Here is a 20,098-nt window from a genome sequence, read left to right on the forward strand (position 1 = left end):
CTTCCCCCTGTTTCAGGTTTCACTCTTGAGCGGGCGTGAAAGCAGCGCTTCCATGGCGGCCTGTACGGTGACCCGTCCCTTGAGAAGCTCTGTCACGCTTTCGATAATGGGCGCTTCGAGGCCGCGTTCGCGCACGATGCGCGCGGCAATCCCCGCCGTATGTGCGCCCTCCGCCAGCGGTCGGCCCTCAAGGCTTTCCCCGCGTCCGAGTGCTGCCCCAAAGGCAAAATTGCGCGATTGTTCCGAGCCGCAGGTCAGGATCAGATCGCCGAGGCCCGAAAGCCCCATCAGCGTGTCGGGCCGCGCGCCAAAAGCCTCGCCGATACGCCGCAATTCCACGAAACCACGGGTGATCAGCGCTGCCGATGCGCTGGCGCCGAGCCCGGCTCCGTGTGTGGCGCCGGCGGCGATGGCCAGAACGTTTTTCAGCGCGCCGCCGATCTCCACACCCGTCAGATCGTCGGTCGAATAGCAGCGCAGGCGCGGCGCGGAGAGCTGTTCGGCGAGCGTCATCGCCAGACCGGCATTTTTTGCCGCCACCGTCACGGCGGTCGGCAGGCCGCGCGCCAGATCGCTGGCGAAGCTCGGCCCGGACAGCGCGGCCACAGGGTTTTCAGGCAGCATCTCGGAGGCGATTTCGGACATGAGCCTGCCCGTCTCGCGTTCGATGCCCTTGGCGCATAGCACGATGGGTACCCCCTTCGGCACATGCGGGCCGGCATCGGCAAGAACCGCCCGCAGGGTCTGCGCTGGCGTCACGGCAAGAATGCAGTCGGCATTCTTGAGTGCATTCTCCATGCTGCTCGTTGCAGCAAGCTTTTGATCAAGCTTCAAGCCGGGCAGGTAGCGTTCGTTGATGTGATCGGCATTGATCGCCTGCGCCAGCGCTTCGTCGCGCGCCCAAAGTTTGGCGCGGTGCCCGCTCGTGAGCATTGTCGCGCCCAGCGCCGTTCCCCATGCGCCTGCGCCCAGAACAGCGATGGTCCATGGTGTTCTCATGCCTTTGCTCCCCGTTTGCCCGCGCCGAAGAGTGGGGCCGATGCCTGATCCAGCGGCCAGCGCGGGCGCGGGGCGAAGCCGAGGGTCTCCTCTTCTTCAAGGCCTGCTTCCAACCGTTCCAGACCGGCCCAGGCGATCATCGCGGCATTGTCACCGCATAGGCGCAAGGGCGGGGCGATGAGCCGGAAACCGGCTTTCTCGCAGAGTGTATCGAGTGCAGAGCGAATTGCCTGATTGGCCGCCACACCGCCCGCCACCACAAGGGCCGGAGTTTTGAGATCGGGATGCGTTTCCCGGAAGCGGGCGAGACTTCGAGCAACCCGGTCGGTCAGTGTTTCGGTCACCGCCTGCTGGAATGACGCACAGATGTCGGCGATGTCTTTTTCACCGAGTGGCGCAAGTGCGGTGGCTTCACGCCGCACCGCGGCCTTGAGGCCGGAGAATGAGAAATCGGGTCGTGATTCACCTTTCAATGGGCGCGGAAAGGCAAAGCGCGCCGGGTCGCCCTCCGCTGCCGCCATTTCCACGCTGGGGCCGCCGGGATAGGGCAGGCCGAGGAGCTTGGCTGTCTTGTCGAATGCCTCGCCCAGCGCATCGTCTATGGTGGAGGCCCAGCGCTGATAGCGCCCGACGCCCTCCACATGAACGATCTGCGTATGCCCGCCTGAGACGAGCAGAAGCAGATAGGGAAAGTCGATCCCGTCGGTCAGCCGGGCGGTCAGCGCATGGCCTTCCAGATGGTTGACGGGAATGAGCGGCTTGCCGCTCGCCGCCGCGATCGCCTTGGCGGTGGTCAGCCCCACGATCAGCCCGCCGATCAGGCCGGGACCTGCCGTGGCGGCGATGGCGTCGATGTCTTGTAGCGGGAGGCCCGCTTCATCGAGTGCGGCTTTCACCACTCCGTCCAGCGCTTCCACATGGGCGCGGGCTGCGATCTCCGGCACCACGCCGCCAAAGGCGGCATGGTCGGCGATCTGGCTCAAAACCACATTGGACAGGATTTTGGTGTCGTTGCCCGATTTTTCGATCACGGCCGCTGCCGTCTCGTCGCAACTCGTCTCGATGCCAAGGATGCGCGTCATTCAGACTTACCCGCTCATGTTGCCGTCGCAGCCAATCCCCGTTAGGGGTGTGGTGCATCCGGTTCGGATGCGGGTTAGCACGGACGTGACGGCATGCAAACTGATGTGGTGAAGATCGGCACGCGCGGAAGCGCTCTGGCAGTGGCTCAGGCGGCAGAGGTGCGCGCGCGCCTCATGGCGGCACACGGCCTGCCAGAAGAGGCGTTCGAGATCGTCGTCATCTCCACCTCCGGCGACCGCATTCAGGATCGCCCGCTCTCGCAGGCCGGCGGCAAGGGGCTTTTCACCAAGGAAATCGAGGAGGCCATGCTCGATGGCCGCATCGATCTGGCCGTGCATTCCTCGAAGGACATGCCCACCGTCCTGCCGGACGGGCTCGAAATCTCCGCCTTTCTGGAGCGAGAGGATGTGCGCGATGTCTTCATTGGCCGCTCCATTGCAAAGCTCGAGGATCTGCCGCGGGGCGCCAAGCTCGGCACCTCCTCGCTGCGTCGTCAGGCGCTGGTGCTGCGGCTGCGCCCGGATCTTGATGTCGGCATGTTCCGTGGCAATGTGCAGACGCGCCTGCGGAAGCTGGAGGAAGGCGTCGCCGAAGGCACGCTTCTGGCGCTTGCCGGGCTTAACCGGCTCGGCATGCCGCATATAGCGACCGAGGTGATGGACCCCGAACGCTTTCCGCCGGCGCTGGGGCAGGGCGCGATCTGCATCGAAAGCCGCATCGGTGATGCGCGCATCGGGCCGATGATCGCCGCGATCCATCATGCCGAAACGGGCGATGCGCTGCTTTGCGAACGCGCTTTTCTCGGTGCGCTGGACGGTTCCTGCCGCACGCCCATCGCGGGCCTTGCCCGCATAGACGGCGACACGCTGCGCTTTTCGGGCCTGATCCTCACGCCCGATGGCCGTGAGACCCATGAGATCGCAACTGAGGGCCTGGCAGTGGATGCCGTGCGCATCGGCGCGGAGGCAGGCGCGGAAATCCGCGAGAAGGCCGGCACGCGGTTCTTCGATAGCTGGCAGTAAGATGCGGCGGGTGCTGGTCACGCGTCCGGAGCCGGGCGCTTCGGAAACGGCAGGCAGGCTCGCTGAAATGGGGTTCGAGCCCCTCGTCCTGCCGTTGACGGAGACTGTGCCGCTTCACCCCGCCATCCACGCCGAACCGGTGGATGTTGTCGCTGTCACCAGCCCCAATGCGATCCGCCATGCGCCACAATCCGTTTTCGACGCATTGAAGGGCAAGCCGGTCTTCGCCGTGGGACACCGCACCGGTGATGCCGCGCGTGCTGCCGGGCTCAATGTGGTCGATGACGAGGCGGGCGATGCGGAGCGGCTGGCGGTGCGCATCGACGGGGCTTTCGCGGCTCCCGCCCATATAACGGTGCTTTGCGGGCGGGTGCGCCGCCACGTGCTGGAAACAGGGCTTCGAGCGGCAGGCCACCGCCCACGTCTGGTCGAGATTTACGACACACTGCCGCTGGATCCTTCAGAGAGCGCTATCCGGTCGGTTATCGGCGAGCGCCCTGTCGATGACGTGCTGCTTTATTCGGCCAATGGTGCAAGCCAGCTTGTGCGCCTCATGGAGCGGTCTGTCGTGGGAACAAATTTGGCAGCTGCGACATTTTATTGTCTCTCGGAGCGTATTGCCGGGGTTTTGGGTCAGGATGTCGCAAAAACCGTTCGAATTGCGGATTTTCCGTCGGAAGATCGTCTGCTCTTTCTGCTAAAGACGTAACCGCAATCCTGTGAGCCCCTGTTTTCAACACATGGGGGTGTGATAGGAACTTATATGCACTGCACATAGTGCAGGGTCAGTCTTTTGCAGCGGAGTTGCCTGATGGTCAAAACGCCGAGAACGCGTCATTCCAAAACCCAGAAGGAGCCAGTGACCATCGATCTGGATCCCGATCAGGTGAAGAAGGAAAAGGTCGACAAGCCTGACGCGCCCGGTGAAGCCAGCAAACAGGCAGCCGGGCAGGTCGCGCAAATGGGCGCGGAAGCGAAGCCGGAGGCCTCCGGGACGGAGACATCTGCCAAGCCCGCCCCCTCTACCGCTCCAAAAGACGAAAAGCCTGCCGCCGCGTCCAAAGAAGAGCCCGCGAGCAAGGATGCCGGGTTCGGGCGCGAAGCGAAAGCTGGTGGTGCACATGTCAGCAAGGCTGATGCCGAAAAGAAATCCGCAAAACCCGAGCGCTCCTCGCCCGCCACAGGCGGGGGCGGCGCTGGCCGTGCGGCTATCGGTGGTGTTGTCGGCGGTGTCGTGGCGTTGGCACTTGCAGGTGGCCTGCAGTGGGGAGGCATCCTGCCTTCTCCCGACAGGGGCGGTGATGCCGCCGACCCGGCGGTGGAAACACTCCGTCAGCAGGTGGCAGCCCTTGAAAGCAGGTTGGGCGATCAGCCTGCCGCCAGCGGCAACACTGAAGCGGTGGAGGCCGCGTTGAGCGAGGCGCGTGAGCGCGCCGGCGCAACCGAGCAGCGCCTTTCCGAGCTGGGAAATGAGATTACGGCGCTGCGCGAATCGATCTCCTCAGGCGAAGCCGGCGAGGGGCCGGGACTTGAGGCGATCTCGGATCGGCTCGCAGCACTTGAGGAAAAGACGCAGGGCCTATCGGCAGGCGGTGAAACAGGAGCCGCGCTTGAAGATGTAACCTCCCGGATCTCGTCGATAGAGGCCAGCGTACGGGAAGCATCCGAAGTGGCCGGTACGGCGAGCCAGACGGCGTCTGACAACGCCGCGGCTCTTTCCACACTGAAGACCGAGGTCGACGCGCTGAAGGCGCAGGCTGAGGAGGCGGATGCCGCCCCGCGCATGGCGCTGGTCATTGCCGCGACCACACTGAAATCCGCTGTGGAGCGCGGCACGCCTTATGCCAGCGAGCTTGAGACCTATACCGCCATCGCACCCGAGGGTGAGGCCGAGGCGCTGGCGCCGCTTGAGGCGAATGCGAACTCCGGTGTGCCGAGCCGCGCGGCGCTTGCCGCCGAGGCGCCCGAAGTGGCGAGCCGCATCGTGGCCGCCACCACGCGCCAGGCGGGCGATGGCGGTGGCGGCATCATCGACAATCTGATGGCCAGCGCCCGCTCGCTCGTGGTGGTGCGTCCGGTGGGCAGCGTCGAAGGCGATGGGCCGGATGCGATCGCCGCACGCATGGAAGCGGCCGTGGTTGCCAATGATTATGAAAAGGCGCTTGCCGAATACGAGACTCTGCCGGAGGCAGGCAAACAGGCCGGCGCCGATTTCGCTGAAAAGCTCAGGGCCCGTCAGGCCGCCGACCAGATATTGAACAGGGCGCTCGCCGATGCGCTGAAGGGGGCATAAGCGCAGATGTTCCGTATTCTCTTCTATCTTGTTGTCGTCTTCCTTCTGGGGCTGGGCTTTGCCTGGCTGGCCGAGCGTCCGGGCGATCTCGTCGTCACCTTCGCGGGCTATCGCTATGAGGTTTCGCTCATGGTGGCCGCCGTCGCAATTGTGGCCATCGTTGCGGCGGTGATGATCCTGTGGTGGCTGATCCGGAGCATCTGGACGAGCCCTTATGCGGTTGCGCGGTATTTCCGTGTGCGTCGTCGCGATCGCGGCTATCAGGCGCTTTCCACCGGGATGATAGCGGCCGGCGCCGGTGATGGCGGTCTGGCGCGGCGCATGAGCCAGCAGGCGGCCAAGCTCATTTCTTCCGATCAGGAGCCGCTCATCCATCTTCTCGATGCGCAGGCAGCATTGCTGGACGGTGATCGGCAAGCGGCGCGCGACAAGTTCACCGCGATGCTCGACGATCCCGAGATGCGTCTTCTGGGTCTGCGCGGACTGTATCTCGAGGCCGAGCGAATGGGTGAGCGCGAGGTTGCCCGCCATTATGCGGAGCGGGCGGTGGAAGATGCACCCCAGCTTGACTGGGCCGTGAACGCCACACTGGATGGGAAGACGGCAGAGGGCGACTGGGATGGGGCATTGGCATTGCTCGGCAGCCGCAAGCCGAGCGGCAAGGATGCGCGCGAGAGCGTCACCGATCGTCGCGCCGTGTTGCTCACCGCCAAGGCTCTCGAAGTGCTGGACGCCGATCCTCAGGCTGCGCGCACCGCCGCCATGGAAGCCCACAAGCTGCGGCCGGATTTCGTGCCTGCGGCTGTGACCGCTGCCAGGGCGCTGTTCCGCCAAAACGAGTTGCGCAAGGGTTCAAAAGTTCTGGAGACCGTCTGGAATAAAGAACCGCATCCCGAAATTGCGGAAGCCTATATCCATGCTCGCCCCGGTGATTCCACGCAGGACCGTCTGGCGCGCGCCAAGAAACTCCAATCGCTGAAACGCAACAATGTGGAATCGGCCCTGATCGTTGGCCGTGCGGCGCTCGACGCGGGCGAGTTCAAGCTCGCAAGGGAGTCCTGCGAGGCAGCCGCCCGGCTGGGGCCGCGCGAAAGCGTCTATCTCCTGATGGCCGACATCGAGGAAGCCGAGACCGGAGATCAGGGCCGCGTGCGCCAGTGGCTTGCCAAGGCGCTGCGTGCGCCGCGCGATCCCGCCTGGGTCGCCGATGGCTATGTGGCGGACCGCTGGGCGCCGATCTCGCCCGTCACCGGCAAGCTGGATGCGTTCGAGTGGCGCATGCCCATGGAACGGCTGGCGCAGGTGGTCGAAGGCGATGAAGATTTCTCGCCGGCCCCTGCCATCGCAGCACCAGAGGGTGCGGAAGAAGCGCGTGAACCCGAGGAGACGGCACCCGATCCGGTGGTAATCGAGGCAGAGCCTGTCGAAGCGGAAAAGCCGAAAGACGCAAATCCGAAAGACGCAGAGCCGGAAGAAAAGGCAGCGGATGCGGAAGCTCGTTCACAGAAGCCCGCGCCGCAGCCGAAACCCGTCCCGGTCAACGGGCTGAAGACAGATGCTTCATCCAAGGACGAACCAGTCAAACCGCCATTGCCTGACGACCCCGGCGTGGACCCGGACGACAAGAACGGCTCGACGCAAAGTCCCTTCCGCCTATTTTAAGATTGAGATGTTGCGATTCGCTTCACGGCGGGTCGCTCCTCCACGTGATCCGAACAGCAGGCCCTCATGTTCGACAGCATTATGTCCTTTCTGAAAGATCTTCCAGGCAGCAGCCGCCAAACGACGGTGAAGCCGGAAGATGATCCGCGTGTGGCTGCCGCCGCATTGCTTTTCCACGTTCTCGATGCTGATGGCATTCGTGAAGCATCTGAGGTCGAAAAGCTCAGGGAAACCCTTTCCAGCACCTACAATCTGACGGGGGCGGAGCTTGAGAAGATCGTCAAGGCTGGTGAGAAAGCCGAACAAGAGGCGATCGACCTCTACGCCTTCACCAGCGTTTTGAAACGGCATCTGGATGCCGATGCGCGAAAGGCCTTCATCGGCCTCATGTGGGGCATCGTCTTCGCCGATGGCGAAATGCATGAACTGGAGGACAACCTTGTCTGGCGTGTGGCGGAGCTTATTGGCGTCGACAATCGGGATCGGGTAATCCTGCGCCAGGAAATGCAAGAGAAACACGCCAAGAGCTGATTGCCATGGGGACCGAGCCGAGCCGCAGGATCCTGATTGTCCTGCATCAGGAAACATCCAGTGCGGGGCGTGTGGGCCAGGTGTTGCAGGCAAGCGGCTTCTCGTTGGATATCCGCCGTCCCCCGCTGGGGCATCTTCTGCCTGAAACGCTTGAAGATCATGCTGGCGTGGTGATGTTCGGTGGTCCCATGAGCGCCAATGACCATGATGATTTTGTACGGCGCGAGACCGACTGGCTCGCTGTTCCGCTGCGGGAGAACAAGCCCTTTCTCGGTATCTGCCTCGGCGCGCAATTGCTGGTGAAGCATCTGGGCGGGCAGGTGAAGAGCCATGATGACGGACTGGTGGAGATCGGCTGGTATCCGTTGCGCGCAACGGACGCCGGACGCAAACTGCTCCATTGGCCGGAAATGGTCTATCAGTTTCACCGGGAAGGGTTCTCCCTTCCGAAGGACGCCACGCTTCTTGCCACTGCCGAGCATTATCCCAACCAGGCTTTCCGCTATGGCGAAAATGCGTGGGGCGTTCAGTTTCATGCCGAACTCACGCGCGCCATGATGCAGCGCTGGGTGGTGCGTGGCGCGCATCGTTTTGTCATGCCCGGTGCCCAGCAGGGCCGCGACCATCTGGGGGGGCGACTCATTTGGGACCGGCACCTGAAACAGTGGCTGGTGGAGTTTCTGGAACTGATTTTCGGGCGCGAATGCACCGGAACGCTGCAGACAGGAGACGAAGCGAAGGGAAAGCATCCCGTGGGCCGGCGTATGGTCGGGCGTAGGGGCGTGGCCTGATCGAAACGCGCCTCCTCGGGGTCAATGCTTCCGCGAAAGCTCCCGCGTGGCCGCTTCCAGTCCCGCGAGCGTCATCGGATACATGCGGCCTGAGAAAATCTCCTGCAGCATCTGGATCGAGTGTGTGTAGCGCCAGTGTTTTTCCGGCACCGGGTTGAGCCACACCGCATTCGGCCATTGCTGGAGAACGCGGTTCAGCCACACATGGCCGGCTTCCTCGTTCCAGTGCTCCACCGAGCCGCCCGGATAGGCGATTTCATACGGGCTCATTGAAGCATCACCAACGAAAATGACCTTGTAGTCGGGCCCGAATTTGTGGAGCACGTCGAAAGTGGGTGTCACTTCGGAATAACGGCGGCGGTTGTCCTTCCATACGCCCTCGTAGAGGCAGTTGTGGAAGTAATAATATTCCATGTGCTTGAACTCGGCGCGCGCCGCCGAAAACAGCTCTTCCACAATGCGGATGTGATCGTCCATCGAGCCGCCCACATCGAAAAACATCAGAAGCTTTACCGCGTTGCGCCGTTCGGGCCGGGTTTTGACATCCAGATAGCCGTGTTCGGCGGTGGCCTGTACCGTGCCGGGCAGGTCGAACTCTTCCACCGCGCCCTCGCGCACCCAGCGGCGCAGCCGCTTCAGTGCCACCTTGATGTTGCGCGTGCCGAGCTCCACCGCATCGTCGAAATTTTTGAACTCGCGCTTGTCCCACACCTTTACCGCACGGCGGTGGCGCGATTCATGCTGGCCGATGCGCACGCCTTCGGGATTGTAGCCATAGGCGCCAAATGGAGAAGTGCCGGCGGTGCCGATCCACTTGTTGCCCCCTTGATGCCGCCCCTTCTGCTCGGCAAGACGCTCTTTCAGTGTTTCCATGAGCTTTTCGAAGCCACCCATGGCCTCGACCAGCTTTTTCTCTTCCTCGCTAAGGTGCTTTTCCGCCAGCTTGCGCAGCCATTCCTCGGGGATTGCCTGCGGCGCAACACCTTCGCCACCCGACACCGCTTCGACACCCTTGAAGACATGCGAGAACACCTGATCGAACCGGTCGATATGCCGTTCGTCCTTCACCAGCGTCGCGCGAGCGAGATAATAGAACGTCTCCACATCATAGGAGACAAGCTCCTTCTCCATCCCCTCCAGCAGTGAAAGATATTCGCGCAGCGAAACAGGAATGCGCGCGGCTTTCAGCTCAAGGAAGAAGGGAATGAACATTTTGATTAAAAACTTTCATCTAGCATTTGGCTCATGTTGGAAGAAATTCCATACATTAGGTGCCATGGAAACAGATCAATTGCATTCCCTGATACGTTCGGCGGAGTCCCTCATCGGTTTCTGGTGGCAGGATGACCGTAAGAACTGGTGCGCCTATTGCGGAATTCCAATGCGGCGTCGTGCCGGCGTGGGCAAGCCATTGCCGCTTAGCAAGGCAACACGCGATCATGTTGTCCCTCGTGTCTATGCACCGGGGTTACACACTTTGCCATGCTGTCTTGAATGCAACCGTGCCAAGGGCACACAGTCTGTCGCGGAATTTCTTTCCAGCGAGTATTTCGCGGAGAAAAGGAAGCGGAAGCATCGCCATCAATGGCCCCTCCCTCATCTGTGGTTCGTCGCAGGGCTCTCGTATCTGAAGAAGAGCTATACGTTGAATGGAGAGATGCGGAAGGATCAGCCGAAGAAGACCGCGTGCCGGACCTAGCGCCGCTGGTACTTGATAAACGGCGTCAGTTTCGCGATCCGGTCATAGAGCTTGCGCGCGGTTTCGTTGAAATCCTGCGTCATCCAGTAGACGTTGGCAGCGCCAGCCTCGTCCGCCTTTTCGTATACGGCCTCGATCAGCGCCCGGCCAATGCCCTTTCCACGCACGGTGGGATCGGCGTAGAGGTCCTGCAGATAGCAGTTGTTGCCAACCGTCCAGCAGGTACGGTGGAACATGTAATGCACCAGACCGACAGGCTTTCCGTCCATCTCGGCGATCAGGCCATTGGGTTCGTATTCGCCAGTGTCGAAAAGCCGCTCCCATGTGGTGGCATAGACCTCTTCGGGCACGCTCGTCTTGTAGAATGTCAGATAGTCCGCCCACAGCCGGCGCCATTCGGCTTCATCGGTTTTTATCAACGGGCGGATGGTGATGTCGGTCATGGTGTTCTCCCTCTTCTTCGCGGCACTGTCTGGCCGGGGGTTGGCGTTCTGGCAAGGGCCACGAACGCGCAGGCCTTGCGCCTATTGCCGCCGCGCCATGAAGGCGAGTTTCTCGAAGAGGTGAACGTCCTGCTCGTTCTTCAGCAGCGCGCCATGCAGGCGGGGCAGGGCGTTTTTCGCCTCGCCGCGCAGGTCTTCGGGTTGAACATCATCGGCGACGAGAAGCCGGATCCAGTCCAGCGCCTCGGAGGTGGAGGGTTTCTTCTTCAGCCCCGGTACCTCGCGGATTTCATAAAACTGGCTGAGGGCGGCAGACACCAGGTTCTTCTTGATGCCGGGATAGTGGACCTCGACAATATCTGCCAGGGTCTCGGCATCGGGAAAGCGGATATAGTGGAAAAAGCAGCGGCGCAGAAAGGCGTCGGGCAGCTCTTTCTCATTGTTCGAGGTGATGATCACGATGGGGCGGTGGATCGCCTTCACCGTCTCGCCGGTTTCGTAGACAAAGAACTCCATCTTATCGAGCTCCTGCAACAGGTCGTTGGGAAACTCGATATCGGCCTTGTCGATCTCGTCGATCAGGAGAACGGTCTTGCGGTCTGCCGCGAAGGCTTCCCACAGTTTTCCGCGCTTGATGTAGTTCTTGATATCGTTGAAGCGCTCATCGCCGAGCTGGCTGTCGCGCAGGCGCGAGACGGCGTCATATTCATAAAGCCCCTGCTGCGCGCGCGTGGTGGATTTGACATGCCATTCGATCAGATCAAGCCCGAGCGCTGCCGCCACCTGTTTGGCGAGCTCGGTCTTGCCGGTGCCGGGTTCGCCCTTCACCAGAAGCGGGCGCTCCAGCGCGATTGCCGCGTTCACGGCCACCATCAGATCCTTGTCGGCGACATAATCCGCCGTGCCTTCGAAACGCATGCGCATCAGTCCTTGCGGTGTGGTTCCAGCTCAAAATTCGAGCGCGACCCTATTGGGTGAATTTTGCTGGCGCAAGTGCGCGAATGCCTCTGGCGAAGCAGGGGGCGGAAGACTATATTGGTGCTGCGGTCTGCGCTTCCCGACAGGAATCTAATTCCCCGGGGCCTTATCGATCCTTAAGGGAGCTGTCCCTGGTCTCGCCCGTGGGCTTGGCTACACGGCGCCCACCTACTTTGTAGGTTCCCGGGATCGTGTATTCCATCGGTCGCCGTGGATCGCCACTCTTTCTCTTTGCTCTCTGTGGTTTGCCTGATTATCGTCGCGTGATGTCGAGACACGCCACACACCATTCCGCATGAACACCTCCCGCGATCTGAAGAAAGAACTCCGTGCAGCTGCGCTTGCGCGTCGTGATGCGCTGGATGCCGCGTGGCGCCAGGAGGTAGGGCAGCAGCTTGCCACCCATGCGGATGCGCTGGCGCCGTCGCCGGGGGGCGTGGTCTCCGGTTTCTGGCCGATGCGCTCGGAAATGGATGTGCGTCCGCTGATGAACGCACTTGCCGTACGTGGTGCACGGATCGCGCTGCCGGCCATTCTCGACAAAACCACCATCGTCTTCCGCGAATATCTGCCTGATGTGCCAATGGTCGATATGGGCTTTGGCACCATGGGGCCGGGTGAAGATGCGCCCGTGCTTGATCCCGATGTGATGCTGGTGCCGCTCGCCGCCTTCGATGCACGCGGTCATCGCATCGGTTATGGGGCAGGCTATTACGACCGCGCCATAGCGCGGTTGAAGGCGAAGGGTTGTGCACCGCGCCTCATCGGCATCGCCTTCGATTGCCAGGAAGTGGACTGTGTGCCCGACGAGGCGCATGACCAGCCCCTGTCGGAAATCCTTACCGAGACGGGGTTGCGGCGATTCACTGAAGCGTGAGAGGTTTTTTGCGCTTTTCACCCACGCCTCCGATGCTCTAGAAGCGGCGCATGAGATTTTTGTTTCTTGGCGATATGGTCGGCCGCGCCGGCCGCACGGCGGTCTGGGAAAAGCTCCCCGGCCTGATTTCCGATTTCCGGCTGGATTTCGTTGTGGTGAATGGCGAGAACGCGGCCGGCGGTTTCGGCATCACCGAGGAGATTTTCCGGGCTACGCTCGATGCCGGCGCCGATGTGGTGACGACAGGCAATCACGTCTGGGATCAGCGCGAGGCGCTGACCTTCGCCCCCCGCGAGGAGCGTTTCCTGCGGCCGGCGAATTTTCCCAAGGGCACGCCGGGCCGGGGTTCGGGTGTCTATATGGCAAAGAACGGTGCCCGGGTCCTTGTCTCCAACATCATGGGCCGGGTCTTCATGCATCCCGAGCTCGACGATCCCTTCGCCTGCGTGGAGGATGTGCTGGCTGCCTGTCCGCTGGGCGATCAGGCCGATGCCGTCATTCTCGATTTTCATGCCGAGGCAACGTCTGAGAAGATGTGTTTCGGCCATTTCGTGGACGGGCGGGCGAGCCTAGTCGTGGGCACGCACACGCACCAGCCGACCGCCGATCACCAGATCCTCAATGGCGGCACGGGCTATCTCTCCGATGCCGGCATGTGCGGCGATTACGATTCCTCGCTTGGCATGGACAAGGAAGAACCGCTCAACCGTTTCACGGCGAAAGTGCCCAAGGGACGCTTTGAGGCGGCATCCGGCCCTGCCACGATTTGCGGTGTCGGGCTGGAGATTTCAGACCGTACCGGGCTTTGCGAGCAGATCGCCCCATTGCGGCTCGGTCCCCGGCTTGAGGAAACCGTTCCTGCCTTCTGGCGTTGACGCTGGGCGCGTGCACGCATAACTCTGCGAAACGCTATATTTGAACAATTGCCAGCGAGGGGTGCTGCAATGGAATGGCTTGCCGGTCACTTCGAGTTTGTCTCCAATCCGGAAGCCTGGGTCGCGCTTGTGACCCTGGTGGTGCTTGAGATCGTTCTCGGCATCGACAATCTGATCTTCATCTCCATCCTGACGAACAAGTTGCCACAGGAGCAGCAGGCGCGGGCACGGCGCATCGGCATCAGCGCGGCCCTGATCCTGCGGCTGGCGCTGCTCGCCACCATTTCCATCATCGTGCAGCTCACCGAGCCCGTGTTTGAGCTGTTCGGCCACGGTTTCTCCTGGCGTGATCTCATTCTCATTGCCGGTGGTCTCTTCCTGGTCTGGAAAGCCACGAAGGAAATTCACCATTCGGTTGATCCCGACGACGGCAAGGAGAACATGATGGGCAAGGTCACGATGACGGCTGGTGCCGCCATCGTTCAGATCCTGCTTCTCGACCTGGTGTTCTCCATCGATTCGATCATCACCGCCGTCGGCATGACCGATGAGATCGCGATCATGTTCATCGCCGTCATCTCGGCCGTAACCGTGATGCTGATCGCTGCCGAGCCTCTGTCGCGCTTCATTGCGGCCAACCCGACCGTCGTCATGCTGGCGCTCGCTTTCCTGCTGATGATCGGCATGACGCTGATCGCAGACGGCATGGGCTTCCACGTTCCCAAGGGCTATATCTACGCCGCCATGGGTTTCTCGGCGCTGGTCGAGGGGCTCAACATGATGGCGCGGCGCAAGCGGGCGCGCGACAAGGCGCTGGCGGAAGGTTCGGCTGAGTAGCGCAATTCCAGGAAAAGTGGAAACCGGTTTTCCGCTCGGATTTGCGAACAAAAAGCAAAATGGAGAGTGTCTGCAATTCAACGAAAAGCGGACACGCTCCAGGTAAGGCTAAACGCCGTCCAGGATGACGATGGTCGGTCGCCGTGGCAGATTGTCAAGCGCCACGGTGATCGTCCGTCCCTCACGGAAATCGAGCTCGAAACCACCGCCCATCCGGCTTGTGAAAGCGCTGAGGGGTGTGGAGTGCCGATGCATGGGCAGGATGACCGATGAGGAAAGCCGGCGTGCGATTTCGCTCATCCCGTCGAGCGAGAGCGTCAGCCCGCCATCAACGGGCACCATCACCACGTCGAGCCTGCCGATGGCCGCATAGTCACTGTCGTCGAGCCTGTGGTGGAGATGGCCCAGATGGCCGATGCACAGGCCCGCCACCTCGAAGATGAAGATGGAGTTGGCGTCCGGCTCCATGGCGCCATAGCGGTGGATGTCGGTCGTCACGTTGCGGATATAGACGTCTTCCACGAGAAGCGAATGCCGCGCCGGCCCACCTTCCGGGTTCCAGCCCGGCAGCACATGCTCGATGGCCGGATCGGGACTGCGGGTGAAATGGGTGCCGTGCGCCTTGTTCATGGTGACGACACGCGGCACCGGACTGGCCCCATACGCTCCCGAGAAATCCGTGGCGATGGTGACGCCGGCGGGCGTCTCGATGATATAGGTGGAGTGGCCCGCATAGGTGATATCGACCGCCTCCGCGCTGGCCGCTGTTGGGAGAGCAAGGGAGGCGTAGATCACTTTAGGCAATCCCTGAGCCATGGCCAGACACGTGCTTGGCCGCTCGGTTTGCGCTTGCGCTGCGGCAAACGGTAAAAGCAAAATGGTCAGTAAGGCTGCAATCAGTCGGAAGGCGTTCATCGGCATCTCCCGTTTTGGACGGCCAATTCTACGGCAAAGCGCCGCGGTGCGCCATGTTTGGCAGCCGGCGGTTCTGGACGTTGGCCGGCATTTTCACTATAAGGCGGCGTTATTTCGTTGCATTCAAAAGACCGTGAGAAGGAGCCCCATGGCCGGTCATTCCCAATTTAAGAACATCATGCACCGCAAGGGCCGGCAGGATGCCGTTCGCTCGAAGATGTTTTCCAAGCTGGCGCGCGAAATCACCGTCGCAGCCAAGATGGGACTGCCCGACCCGGCGATGAACCCGCGTCTGCGCCTGGCCATCCAGAACGCCAAGGCCCAGTCCATGCCCAAGGACAACATCGAACGCGCCATCAAAAAGGCGTCGGGCGGTGATGCGGAAAACTATGACGAGGTGCGCTATGAGGGCTATGGCCCCGGCGGCGTGGCAATCATCGTCGAGGCGCTGACGGACAACCGCAATCGTTCTGCCTCCAACATTCGCGCTGCCTTCACCAAGGCTGGCGGGTCGCTGGGGGAGACAGGATCGGTCTCCTTCATGTTCGACCGTGTGGGCGAGATCATCTATCCGGCCGACAAGGGCGACGCCGACACGGTGATGGAGGCGGCCATCGAGGCCGGCGCCGAAGACGTCCAGTCGGATGAGAACGGCCATGTCATCACCTGCGCCTTTGAAGATATCGGCGATGTCACGACAGCGCTGGAAGCGGCACTCGGCGAGGCGGAATCCGTCAAGGCGATCTGGCGGCCGCAAACCGGCACACCGGTTGACGAGGAGCGCGCCCAGTCGATCCTGAAGCTTGTTGCCACGCTTGAGGATGACGACGACGTGCAGAACGTCTACGCCAATTTCGAGGTCGATGACGAGACGCTTGCGAAACTCAGCGCGGCCTGACCGCGCTCTTGCCGGGCATTCTGGCCCGGCATCTACTTCCCGCCCGTTTGGCAAAGGACGTTTGGCATGTCCGGGCACCGCGTGACAATCACCTACTGCACCCAGTGCCAATGGCTCCTGCGGTCGGCCTGGCTTGCCCAGGAGCTTCTCTCCACCTTTTCCACGGAGCTATCCGAAGTGGCGCTGCGCCCCGGCACGGGAGGCATCTTCGAGGTCTCCTGCGACGATACACTTATCTGGGAACGGAAGCGCGATGGCGGTTTTCCCGATGCCAAGACGCTGAAACAGCGCGTGCGTGACGTGATCGATCCGGAGCGTGATCTCGGACACATCGACAAGCCGGCAACCTAAATGGAAGCAACAAAAAACCCGCCCTCTTGAGGCGGGTTTTTGCAATCTCTGCTGCGTTGGAGCGGGTTAGATGCCCAGTCCCTGATAACGCTGCTTGAACTTGGAGACGCGGCCACCGCGGTCCATCAGCGACTGCTGACCACCGGTCCATGCCGGATGCGTGGACGGGTCGATGTCGAGCTGGAGCGTGTCGCCCTCTTTGCCCCAGGTGGAGCGGGTTTCATACTCGGTGCCGTCCGTCATGACGACCTTGATCGTGTGATAGTCGGGATGAATTTCGGCTTTCATCGGCTTGTCCTGAATTTGGTCGGGGTAACAACCAAGACCGCACTTGCGGCAATTGCACCCATCCTGAAAACTTGAAGCCGCGGCCAAGGAAGGCTACGGCTTCGGAATTGGTTGGCGAGCCTATACATCAGGTCCGGCGACAAGACAAGAGTTGAGCGGGGTACAAATTGCCGCTCGCGGACATGGTGTGAAAAAGGGAACTGACGATGGCGCGTGGAAGAATGGCGTCGGACGAAAGGGAACAGGCAGCGAAGCGGCGGTCTCTCAAGCCACTCCGGCGCCTCTTGCCCTATGTCGGACGTTATCGCGGGCTGGCTGCCGGTGCCGCGTTTTTCCTCGTTATCGCGGCCATCGCGACGTTGACGCTGCCACTTGCGGTGCGGCGCATGATCGATCATGGATTCTCGGAATCCGACTCCATCTTCATCGCCAATTATTTTTCAATGCTGATTGTGGTGGCGGCCGTGCTCGCCGTCGCCTCTGCCGGCCGCTATTTCTTCGTCATCACGCTTGGCGAGCGTGTCGTGAGCGATCTGCGGCGCGACGTGTTCGATCATGTCACGCGGCTTTCTCCGGGCTTTTTTGACACGGTCCAGTCCGGCGAAATCGTGTCACGCATTTCTGCCGATGCGACACAGGTCAAATCTGCGGTGGGGGCGACGATCTCCCAGGCTTTGCGGAACGTGATTATGGGATTGGGCGCGGTGGGCATGATGGTCGTCACGAGCCCCCGGCTTTCGCTCCTTGTGGTGGCGGCGATCCCGGTCATCGTCTTGCCGCTGGTCGCCTTTGGCCGCTCCGTGCGCCGGCGGTCGCGATTTGCGCAGGACACGCTGGCTGACGCCACCGCCTATGCGGGCGAACAGATCGGCGCCATGCGCACACTCCAGGCTTTCACCGGAGAAGCCACGGCGCGGGGTAAATTCTCCGAAGCAATCGAGACAGCATTCGCCGCTGCACGCTCGTCCATCTTCGCGCGCTCCTTTCTCACGTTCTTTGCCATCTTCATGACCTTCAGCTCGGTTGTCGCCGTCTTGTGGTTCGGATCGCGTGACGTTCTCTCGGGCGCCATGACGCCGGGAACGCTCGGCCAGTTCCTGCTCTACTCGGTTCTGGCGGCTGGCGCTTTGGGCGCCCTTTCGGAAGTCTGGGGGGAGCTTTCGCAGGCTGCGGGCGCTGCCGAGCGTATGAGTGAGCTTCTTGCCGAGAAACCGGTCATCACGGCGCCAGCCAATCCGGCCACGCTGCCTGAGCCGGCGCATGGTGAAGTGGCTTTCGAGGATGTTTCTTTCGCCTATCCCACGCGACCGGACCGATCGGCTCTGCACGGGCTGAACTTCAGGGTGAGGCCGGGTGAGACGGTCGCGATTGTTGGTCCGTCCGGTGCGGGCAAGACCACGATCTTCTCACTGCTGTTGCGCTACTATGATCCAGACACAGGGACTGTTCGTGTCGATGGCGTCGACGCTCGGCAGGCGGATCCGCTGGCTCTGCGGGCGCGCATGGCCATTGTGCCGCAGGATGTCACCATTTTTGCCGCCAGCGCCGGGGACAACATTGCCTTTGGCCGCCCGGATGCGACCCGTGCGGAAATCGAGGCTGCAGCGCGGGCTGCGCTTGCGCATGATTTCATCAGCGATCTGGCAGAGGGGTACGACACGCTGGTGGGTGAGCGCGGCGTCACCCTGTCCGGCGGTCAGCGCCAGCGTATGGCCATTGCACGCGCCATCCTGCGCGATGCACCGATCCTGCTTCTGGACGAAGCAACCTCGGCGCTCGATTCGCAGAGCGAGACGCTGGTGCAGCAGGCCCTGGAACATCTGATGAAGGGACGCACCACGCTCGTCATCGCGCACCGGCTGTCGACGGTTCTGAAGGCCGACCGCATTCTCGTCCTTGATGAGGGGCGTATTGTTGAAGAAGGCACGCACACCGAGCTTGTTGCGGCAGGCGGTGTTTATGCGAACCTAGCAAGCCTTCAGTTCGATGCCCCCGGCGAGGCGGCGGAATGAGTTGAGGCTGAACTCCCGCCTCAAATAAACGTCGCGATTTCCTCCAGAGGCTTTTTCTCCATCGCATGCTGGGGAATGGTGGCGTCCTCTTTGGGATAGCCAACAACCATCAAAATATATGGCTTGTCGTGCGGGTCCCGGCCGCACAGTTCGTTGAGAAAGCTCATCGGGTTGGGTGTGTGGGTCAGCGTGGCAAGTCCCGCCCGATGCAGGGCAGCGATCAGAAAACCCGTGGCGATGCTCACCGATTCGGGCACATAGTAATTCTTGCGTTTCACGCCGTCGGCAGAACGGCTGCGTCGTTCGCCGAACACGCAGATCAGCCATGGCGCTTCCTCCAGAAACGGCTTGCTCGCATCGGTACCCAGCGGTCCCAGCGCCTGCAGCCATTCTTCTCCCGCACGTCCCTCGTAAAACGCTTTCTCTTCGACTTCGGCCGCTTCGCGGATCTGCTTCTTCACGGCAGGGTCGCCGATGACCGCAAAGTGCCAGGGCTGGTGGTTTGCGCCATTGGGAGCGGTTCCTGCCGCCCTGATGCAGGTCTCGATAATGTCGCGCGGAACGGGGCGGCTTGAAAAGTCGCGCACCGTGTGCCGCGTGCGGATCTCATCATAGAAGGCTCGTGCCCGCGCCCGCATTTCCTCCACTGGATACTCCCTGTAATCGGGAAGCGGAACAGGGCGATATTCCTGAGTGGCGTTGTTGCTCATGCGGACGGTTCCTCCATTTTGTCCGATAAGATTGTCGGACAATCGTTCAGGCGAGGCTCGACGTCAAGCATCGACGTGGTTCACGCCATCGATGCGTTCTTGCCAATGTGCTGTTTCGGTGGCGCAAAATGATCGTCAGGCAGCGATTGAATGAGCTTTCTCGCGTTCTCGATGTGGCGAAGCATGGCGGTTCGCGCTCCGTCTTCGTCGTTGGCAACCACGCATTCCGTCACTTCCCGGTGCTGCCGATTGGTTTCGAACACGTGGCTGCGGTCCACGAGTACTCGAAACTGCAGCCAATAGAGCGAATTGGACAATCGTGTGAGCGTATCGCTGAGGAGGGGGTTTTCCGCAGTCTCGCGAAAGAGCCGGTGAAACTGGCCATTGAGCTGCGAGAAGCGGTTCATGTTGCCCTCATCGACAGCAGCGTCCAGATCGCTTTGCAAGGTAACAAGAGCCGACGGAGCGACATGCAGCTTCGGCAGGGCGAGGGTGACCGCAAGCGCTTCCAGCGCCCCGCGCACCTGAAAGAGATTGTCCACCTCCGCGCGTGATAGCTGGCGAACCATCACGCCCCGATGCGGTTCCGCCGCGAGAAGACCATCGGCCGTCAGCCGGCGAAACGCTTCACGCACGGAGGAGCGGGACACGCCGAGCCGGGCAGTGAACTCGCTTTCCGTCAACCTCTGGCCGGGAACAAGCCGTCCGGTGCGAACGGCTTCGGTCAGAGCGTCGGCCACTGTCTCCACAGTGGATCGGGAATCGGTGTCTTCCATGGTGGCGAGAGTGTGCCGATGCCGGCGCTCTGACAAGCCTTCCTGTCCGGGTGGCACG

22 protein-coding genes and 1 other RNA gene are annotated in these 20,098 nt (G+C 61.7%); 14 read left to right on the plus strand and 9 right to left on the minus strand.

The genetic code is table 11. The features are described from left to right. Positions 1 to 12: 12 nt before the first annotated feature. Positions 13 to 999, minus strand: coding sequence for an NAD(P)H-dependent glycerol-3-phosphate dehydrogenase (locus H7H48_RS15050; RefSeq protein WP_229449855.1), 987 nt, complete (start codon positions 997 to 999; stop codon positions 13 to 15). Further along, complete coding sequence (tsaD, locus tag H7H48_RS15055; RefSeq protein ID WP_229449856.1) at positions 996 to 2,081, minus strand: tRNA (adenosine(37)-N6)-threonylcarbamoyltransferase complex transferase subunit TsaD; 1,086 nt, start codon at positions 2,079 to 2,081, stop codon at positions 996 to 998. The genes H7H48_RS15050 and tsaD overlap by 4 nt, the downstream gene beginning before the upstream one ends. A gap of 93 nt (positions 2,082 to 2,174) precedes the next feature. Here tsaD and hemC point away from each other — a divergent pair, with 93 nt between their 5' ends. From hemC to H7H48_RS15085, 6 genes are all read left to right on the plus strand, one after another. Beyond that, entirely contained in the window at positions 2,175 to 3,104 is a 930-nt protein-coding gene (hemC, locus tag H7H48_RS15060) for a hydroxymethylbilane synthase (protein WP_229449857.1), read from the plus strand. Position 3,105: 1 nt separating this feature from the next. Further along, positions 3,106 to 3,813: a uroporphyrinogen-III synthase gene (locus tag H7H48_RS15065; protein ID WP_229449858.1), complete on the plus strand. Its 708-nt coding sequence runs from the start codon at positions 3,106 to 3,108 to the stop codon at positions 3,811 to 3,813. Positions 3,814 to 3,963: 150 nt separating this feature from the next. Then, the gene (locus tag H7H48_RS15070) at positions 3,964 to 5,397 is read left to right on the plus strand and encodes a phage tail protein (RefSeq protein ID WP_229449859.1); all 1,434 of its coding nucleotides are present in this window, start codon (positions 3,964 to 3,966) and stop codon (positions 5,395 to 5,397) included. A gap of 6 nt (positions 5,398 to 5,403) precedes the next feature. Then, a complete protein-coding gene (locus H7H48_RS15075) occupies positions 5,404 to 7,059 on the plus strand; it encodes a heme biosynthesis protein HemY (RefSeq protein WP_229449860.1) in 1,656 nt (551 codons plus the stop codon). A gap of 66 nt (positions 7,060 to 7,125) precedes the next feature. After that, complete coding sequence (locus H7H48_RS15080; RefSeq protein ID WP_223021749.1) at positions 7,126 to 7,590, plus strand: TerB family tellurite resistance protein; 465 nt, start codon at positions 7,126 to 7,128, stop codon at positions 7,588 to 7,590. A 5-nt stretch (positions 7,591 to 7,595) separates the two neighbouring features. Continuing rightward, entirely contained in the window at positions 7,596 to 8,381 is a 786-nt protein-coding gene (locus tag H7H48_RS15085) for a glutamine amidotransferase (RefSeq protein ID WP_229449861.1), read from the plus strand. Between the two features lie 21 nt (positions 8,382 to 8,402). On the opposite strand, the gene H7H48_RS15090 is transcribed toward H7H48_RS15085, so the two are convergent. Continuing rightward, the gene (locus H7H48_RS15090; protein ID WP_229449862.1) at positions 8,403 to 9,593 is read right to left on the minus strand and encodes a VWA domain-containing protein; all 1,191 of its coding nucleotides are present in this window, start codon (positions 9,591 to 9,593) and stop codon (positions 8,403 to 8,405) included. Here H7H48_RS15090 and H7H48_RS15095 point away from each other — a divergent pair. Then, on the plus strand, positions 9,586 to 10,080 hold the full coding sequence (locus tag H7H48_RS15095) for a hypothetical protein (RefSeq protein WP_229449863.1): 495 nt from the start codon (positions 9,586 to 9,588) through the stop codon (positions 10,078 to 10,080). The genes H7H48_RS15090 and H7H48_RS15095 overlap by 8 nt on opposite strands. Here H7H48_RS15095 and H7H48_RS15100 read toward each other — a convergent pair. Both H7H48_RS15100 and H7H48_RS15105 read right to left on the minus strand, forming a co-directional pair. Beyond that, positions 10,077 to 10,523, minus strand: coding sequence for a GNAT family N-acetyltransferase (locus tag H7H48_RS15100; RefSeq protein ID WP_229449864.1), 447 nt, complete (start codon positions 10,521 to 10,523; stop codon positions 10,077 to 10,079). The two genes, H7H48_RS15095 and H7H48_RS15100, sit on opposite strands and share 4 nt — an antisense overlap. An 81-nt stretch (positions 10,524 to 10,604) precedes the next feature. Beyond that, entirely contained in the window at positions 10,605 to 11,441 is an 837-nt protein-coding gene (locus tag H7H48_RS15105) for a MoxR family ATPase (RefSeq protein WP_229449865.1), read from the minus strand. Between the two features lie 124 nt (positions 11,442 to 11,565). Between H7H48_RS15105 and ssrS the strand changes: the two genes are divergently transcribed. From ssrS to H7H48_RS15125, 4 genes are all read left to right on the plus strand, one after another. Further along, positions 11,566 to 11,722: non-coding RNA, 6S RNA (gene ssrS / locus H7H48_RS15110), on the plus strand. A 74-nt stretch (positions 11,723 to 11,796) separates the two neighbouring features. After that, the gene (locus H7H48_RS15115) at positions 11,797 to 12,378 is read left to right on the plus strand and encodes a 5-formyltetrahydrofolate cyclo-ligase (RefSeq protein WP_229449866.1); all 582 of its coding nucleotides are present in this window, start codon (positions 11,797 to 11,799) and stop codon (positions 12,376 to 12,378) included. Between the two features lie 50 nt (positions 12,379 to 12,428). Then, positions 12,429 to 13,253, plus strand: coding sequence for a YmdB family metallophosphoesterase (locus tag H7H48_RS15120; RefSeq protein ID WP_229449867.1), 825 nt, complete (start codon positions 12,429 to 12,431; stop codon positions 13,251 to 13,253). A gap of 69 nt (positions 13,254 to 13,322) precedes the next feature. Further along, the gene (locus H7H48_RS15125) at positions 13,323 to 14,090 is read left to right on the plus strand and encodes a TerC family protein (RefSeq protein ID WP_229449868.1); all 768 of its coding nucleotides are present in this window, start codon (positions 13,323 to 13,325) and stop codon (positions 14,088 to 14,090) included. A 108-nt stretch (positions 14,091 to 14,198) separates the two neighbouring features. On the opposite strand, the gene H7H48_RS15130 is transcribed toward H7H48_RS15125, so the two are convergent. Next, the gene (locus H7H48_RS15130; RefSeq protein WP_229449869.1) at positions 14,199 to 15,005 is read right to left on the minus strand and encodes an MBL fold metallo-hydrolase; all 807 of its coding nucleotides are present in this window, start codon (positions 15,003 to 15,005) and stop codon (positions 14,199 to 14,201) included. A gap of 148 nt (positions 15,006 to 15,153) precedes the next feature. Between H7H48_RS15130 and H7H48_RS15135 the strand changes: the two genes are divergently transcribed. Both H7H48_RS15135 and H7H48_RS15140 read left to right on the plus strand, forming a co-directional pair. After that, the gene (locus H7H48_RS15135; protein ID WP_229449870.1) at positions 15,154 to 15,903 is read left to right on the plus strand and encodes a YebC/PmpR family DNA-binding transcriptional regulator; all 750 of its coding nucleotides are present in this window, start codon (positions 15,154 to 15,156) and stop codon (positions 15,901 to 15,903) included. Between the two features lie 66 nt (positions 15,904 to 15,969). Beyond that, positions 15,970 to 16,254, plus strand: a complete 285-nt coding sequence (locus H7H48_RS15140) for a SelT/SelW/SelH family protein (protein ID WP_229449871.1) — start codon at positions 15,970 to 15,972, stop codon at positions 16,252 to 16,254. A 66-nt stretch (positions 16,255 to 16,320) separates the two neighbouring features. Here H7H48_RS15140 and rpmE read toward each other — a convergent pair whose 3' ends face one another. Then, positions 16,321 to 16,542: a 50S ribosomal protein L31 gene (gene rpmE / locus H7H48_RS15145; RefSeq protein ID WP_223021740.1), complete on the minus strand. Its 222-nt coding sequence runs from the start codon at positions 16,540 to 16,542 to the stop codon at positions 16,321 to 16,323. Positions 16,543 to 16,748: 206 nt separating this feature from the next. On the opposite strand from rpmE, the gene H7H48_RS15150 reads away from it, so the two are divergent. After that, the gene (locus H7H48_RS15150; RefSeq protein ID WP_229449872.1) at positions 16,749 to 18,554 is read left to right on the plus strand and encodes an ABC transporter transmembrane domain-containing protein; all 1,806 of its coding nucleotides are present in this window, start codon (positions 16,749 to 16,751) and stop codon (positions 18,552 to 18,554) included. Between the two features lie 20 nt (positions 18,555 to 18,574). Here H7H48_RS15150 and H7H48_RS15155 read toward each other — a convergent pair whose 3' ends face one another. Both H7H48_RS15155 and H7H48_RS15160 read right to left on the minus strand, forming a co-directional pair. Then, positions 18,575 to 19,264, minus strand: coding sequence for a nitroreductase family protein (locus H7H48_RS15155; protein ID WP_229449873.1), 690 nt, complete (start codon positions 19,262 to 19,264; stop codon positions 18,575 to 18,577). Positions 19,265 to 19,344: 80 nt separating this feature from the next. Next, positions 19,345 to 20,097, minus strand: a complete 753-nt coding sequence (locus H7H48_RS15160; RefSeq protein ID WP_229449874.1) for a GntR family transcriptional regulator — start codon at positions 20,095 to 20,097, stop codon at positions 19,345 to 19,347. Between the last annotated feature and the right edge of the window lies 1 nt (position 20,098).

The sequence above is a fragment of the Nitratireductor sp. B36 genome (assembly GCF_020833685.1).
Classification (GTDB): Bacteria; Pseudomonadota; Alphaproteobacteria; order Rhizobiales; family Rhizobiaceae; genus Nitratireductor.

What these genes read in the sequence shown, in the direction of transcription:
- H7H48_RS15105 (WP_229449865.1), bottom strand. Translation starts at nt 11,441, where the DNA reads ATGCGTTTCGAAGGCACGGCGGATTATGTCGCCGACAAGGATCTGATG.
- hemC (WP_229449857.1), top strand. Translation starts at nt 2,175, where the DNA reads ATGCAAACTGATGTGGTGAAGATCGGCACGCGCGGAAGCGCTCTGGCA.
- H7H48_RS15115 (WP_229449866.1), top strand. Translation starts at nt 11,797, where the DNA reads ATGAACACCTCCCGCGATCTGAAGAAAGAACTCCGTGCAGCTGCGCTT.
- H7H48_RS15090 (WP_229449862.1), bottom strand. Translation starts at nt 9,593, where the DNA reads ATGTTCATTCCCTTCTTCCTTGAGCTGAAAGCCGCGCGCATTCCTGTT.
- H7H48_RS15085 (WP_229449861.1), top strand. Translation starts at nt 7,596, where the DNA reads ATGGGGACCGAGCCGAGCCGCAGGATCCTGATTGTCCTGCATCAGGAA.
- H7H48_RS15120 (WP_229449867.1), top strand. Translation starts at nt 12,429, where the DNA reads ATGAGATTTTTGTTTCTTGGCGATATGGTCGGCCGCGCCGGCCGCACG.
- H7H48_RS15050 (WP_229449855.1), bottom strand. Translation starts at nt 999, where the DNA reads ATGAGAACACCATGGACCATCGCTGTTCTGGGCGCAGGCGCATGGGGA.
- rpmE (WP_223021740.1), bottom strand. Translation starts at nt 16,542, where the DNA reads ATGAAAGCCGAAATTCATCCCGACTATCACACGATCAAGGTCGTCATG.
- H7H48_RS15150 (WP_229449872.1), top strand. Translation starts at nt 16,749, where the DNA reads ATGGCGCGTGGAAGAATGGCGTCGGACGAAAGGGAACAGGCAGCGAAG.
- H7H48_RS15075 (WP_229449860.1), top strand. Translation starts at nt 5,404, where the DNA reads ATGTTCCGTATTCTCTTCTATCTTGTTGTCGTCTTCCTTCTGGGGCTG.
- H7H48_RS15130 (WP_229449869.1), bottom strand. Translation starts at nt 15,005, where the DNA reads ATGAACGCCTTCCGACTGATTGCAGCCTTACTGACCATTTTGCTTTTA.
- H7H48_RS15125 (WP_229449868.1), top strand. Translation starts at nt 13,323, where the DNA reads ATGGAATGGCTTGCCGGTCACTTCGAGTTTGTCTCCAATCCGGAAGCC.
- tsaD (WP_229449856.1), bottom strand. Translation starts at nt 2,081, where the DNA reads ATGACGCGCATCCTTGGCATCGAGACGAGTTGCGACGAGACGGCAGCG.
- H7H48_RS15155 (WP_229449873.1), bottom strand. Translation starts at nt 19,264, where the DNA reads ATGAGCAACAACGCCACTCAGGAATATCGCCCTGTTCCGCTTCCCGAT.
- H7H48_RS15135 (WP_229449870.1), top strand. Translation starts at nt 15,154, where the DNA reads ATGGCCGGTCATTCCCAATTTAAGAACATCATGCACCGCAAGGGCCGG.
- H7H48_RS15065 (WP_229449858.1), top strand. Translation starts at nt 3,106, where the DNA reads ATGCGGCGGGTGCTGGTCACGCGTCCGGAGCCGGGCGCTTCGGAAACG.
- H7H48_RS15095 (WP_229449863.1), top strand. Translation starts at nt 9,586, where the DNA reads ATGAACATTTTGATTAAAAACTTTCATCTAGCATTTGGCTCATGTTGG.
- H7H48_RS15140 (WP_229449871.1), top strand. Translation starts at nt 15,970, where the DNA reads ATGTCCGGGCACCGCGTGACAATCACCTACTGCACCCAGTGCCAATGG.
- H7H48_RS15100 (WP_229449864.1), bottom strand. Translation starts at nt 10,523, where the DNA reads ATGACCGACATCACCATCCGCCCGTTGATAAAAACCGATGAAGCCGAA.
- H7H48_RS15080 (WP_223021749.1), top strand. Translation starts at nt 7,126, where the DNA reads ATGTTCGACAGCATTATGTCCTTTCTGAAAGATCTTCCAGGCAGCAGC.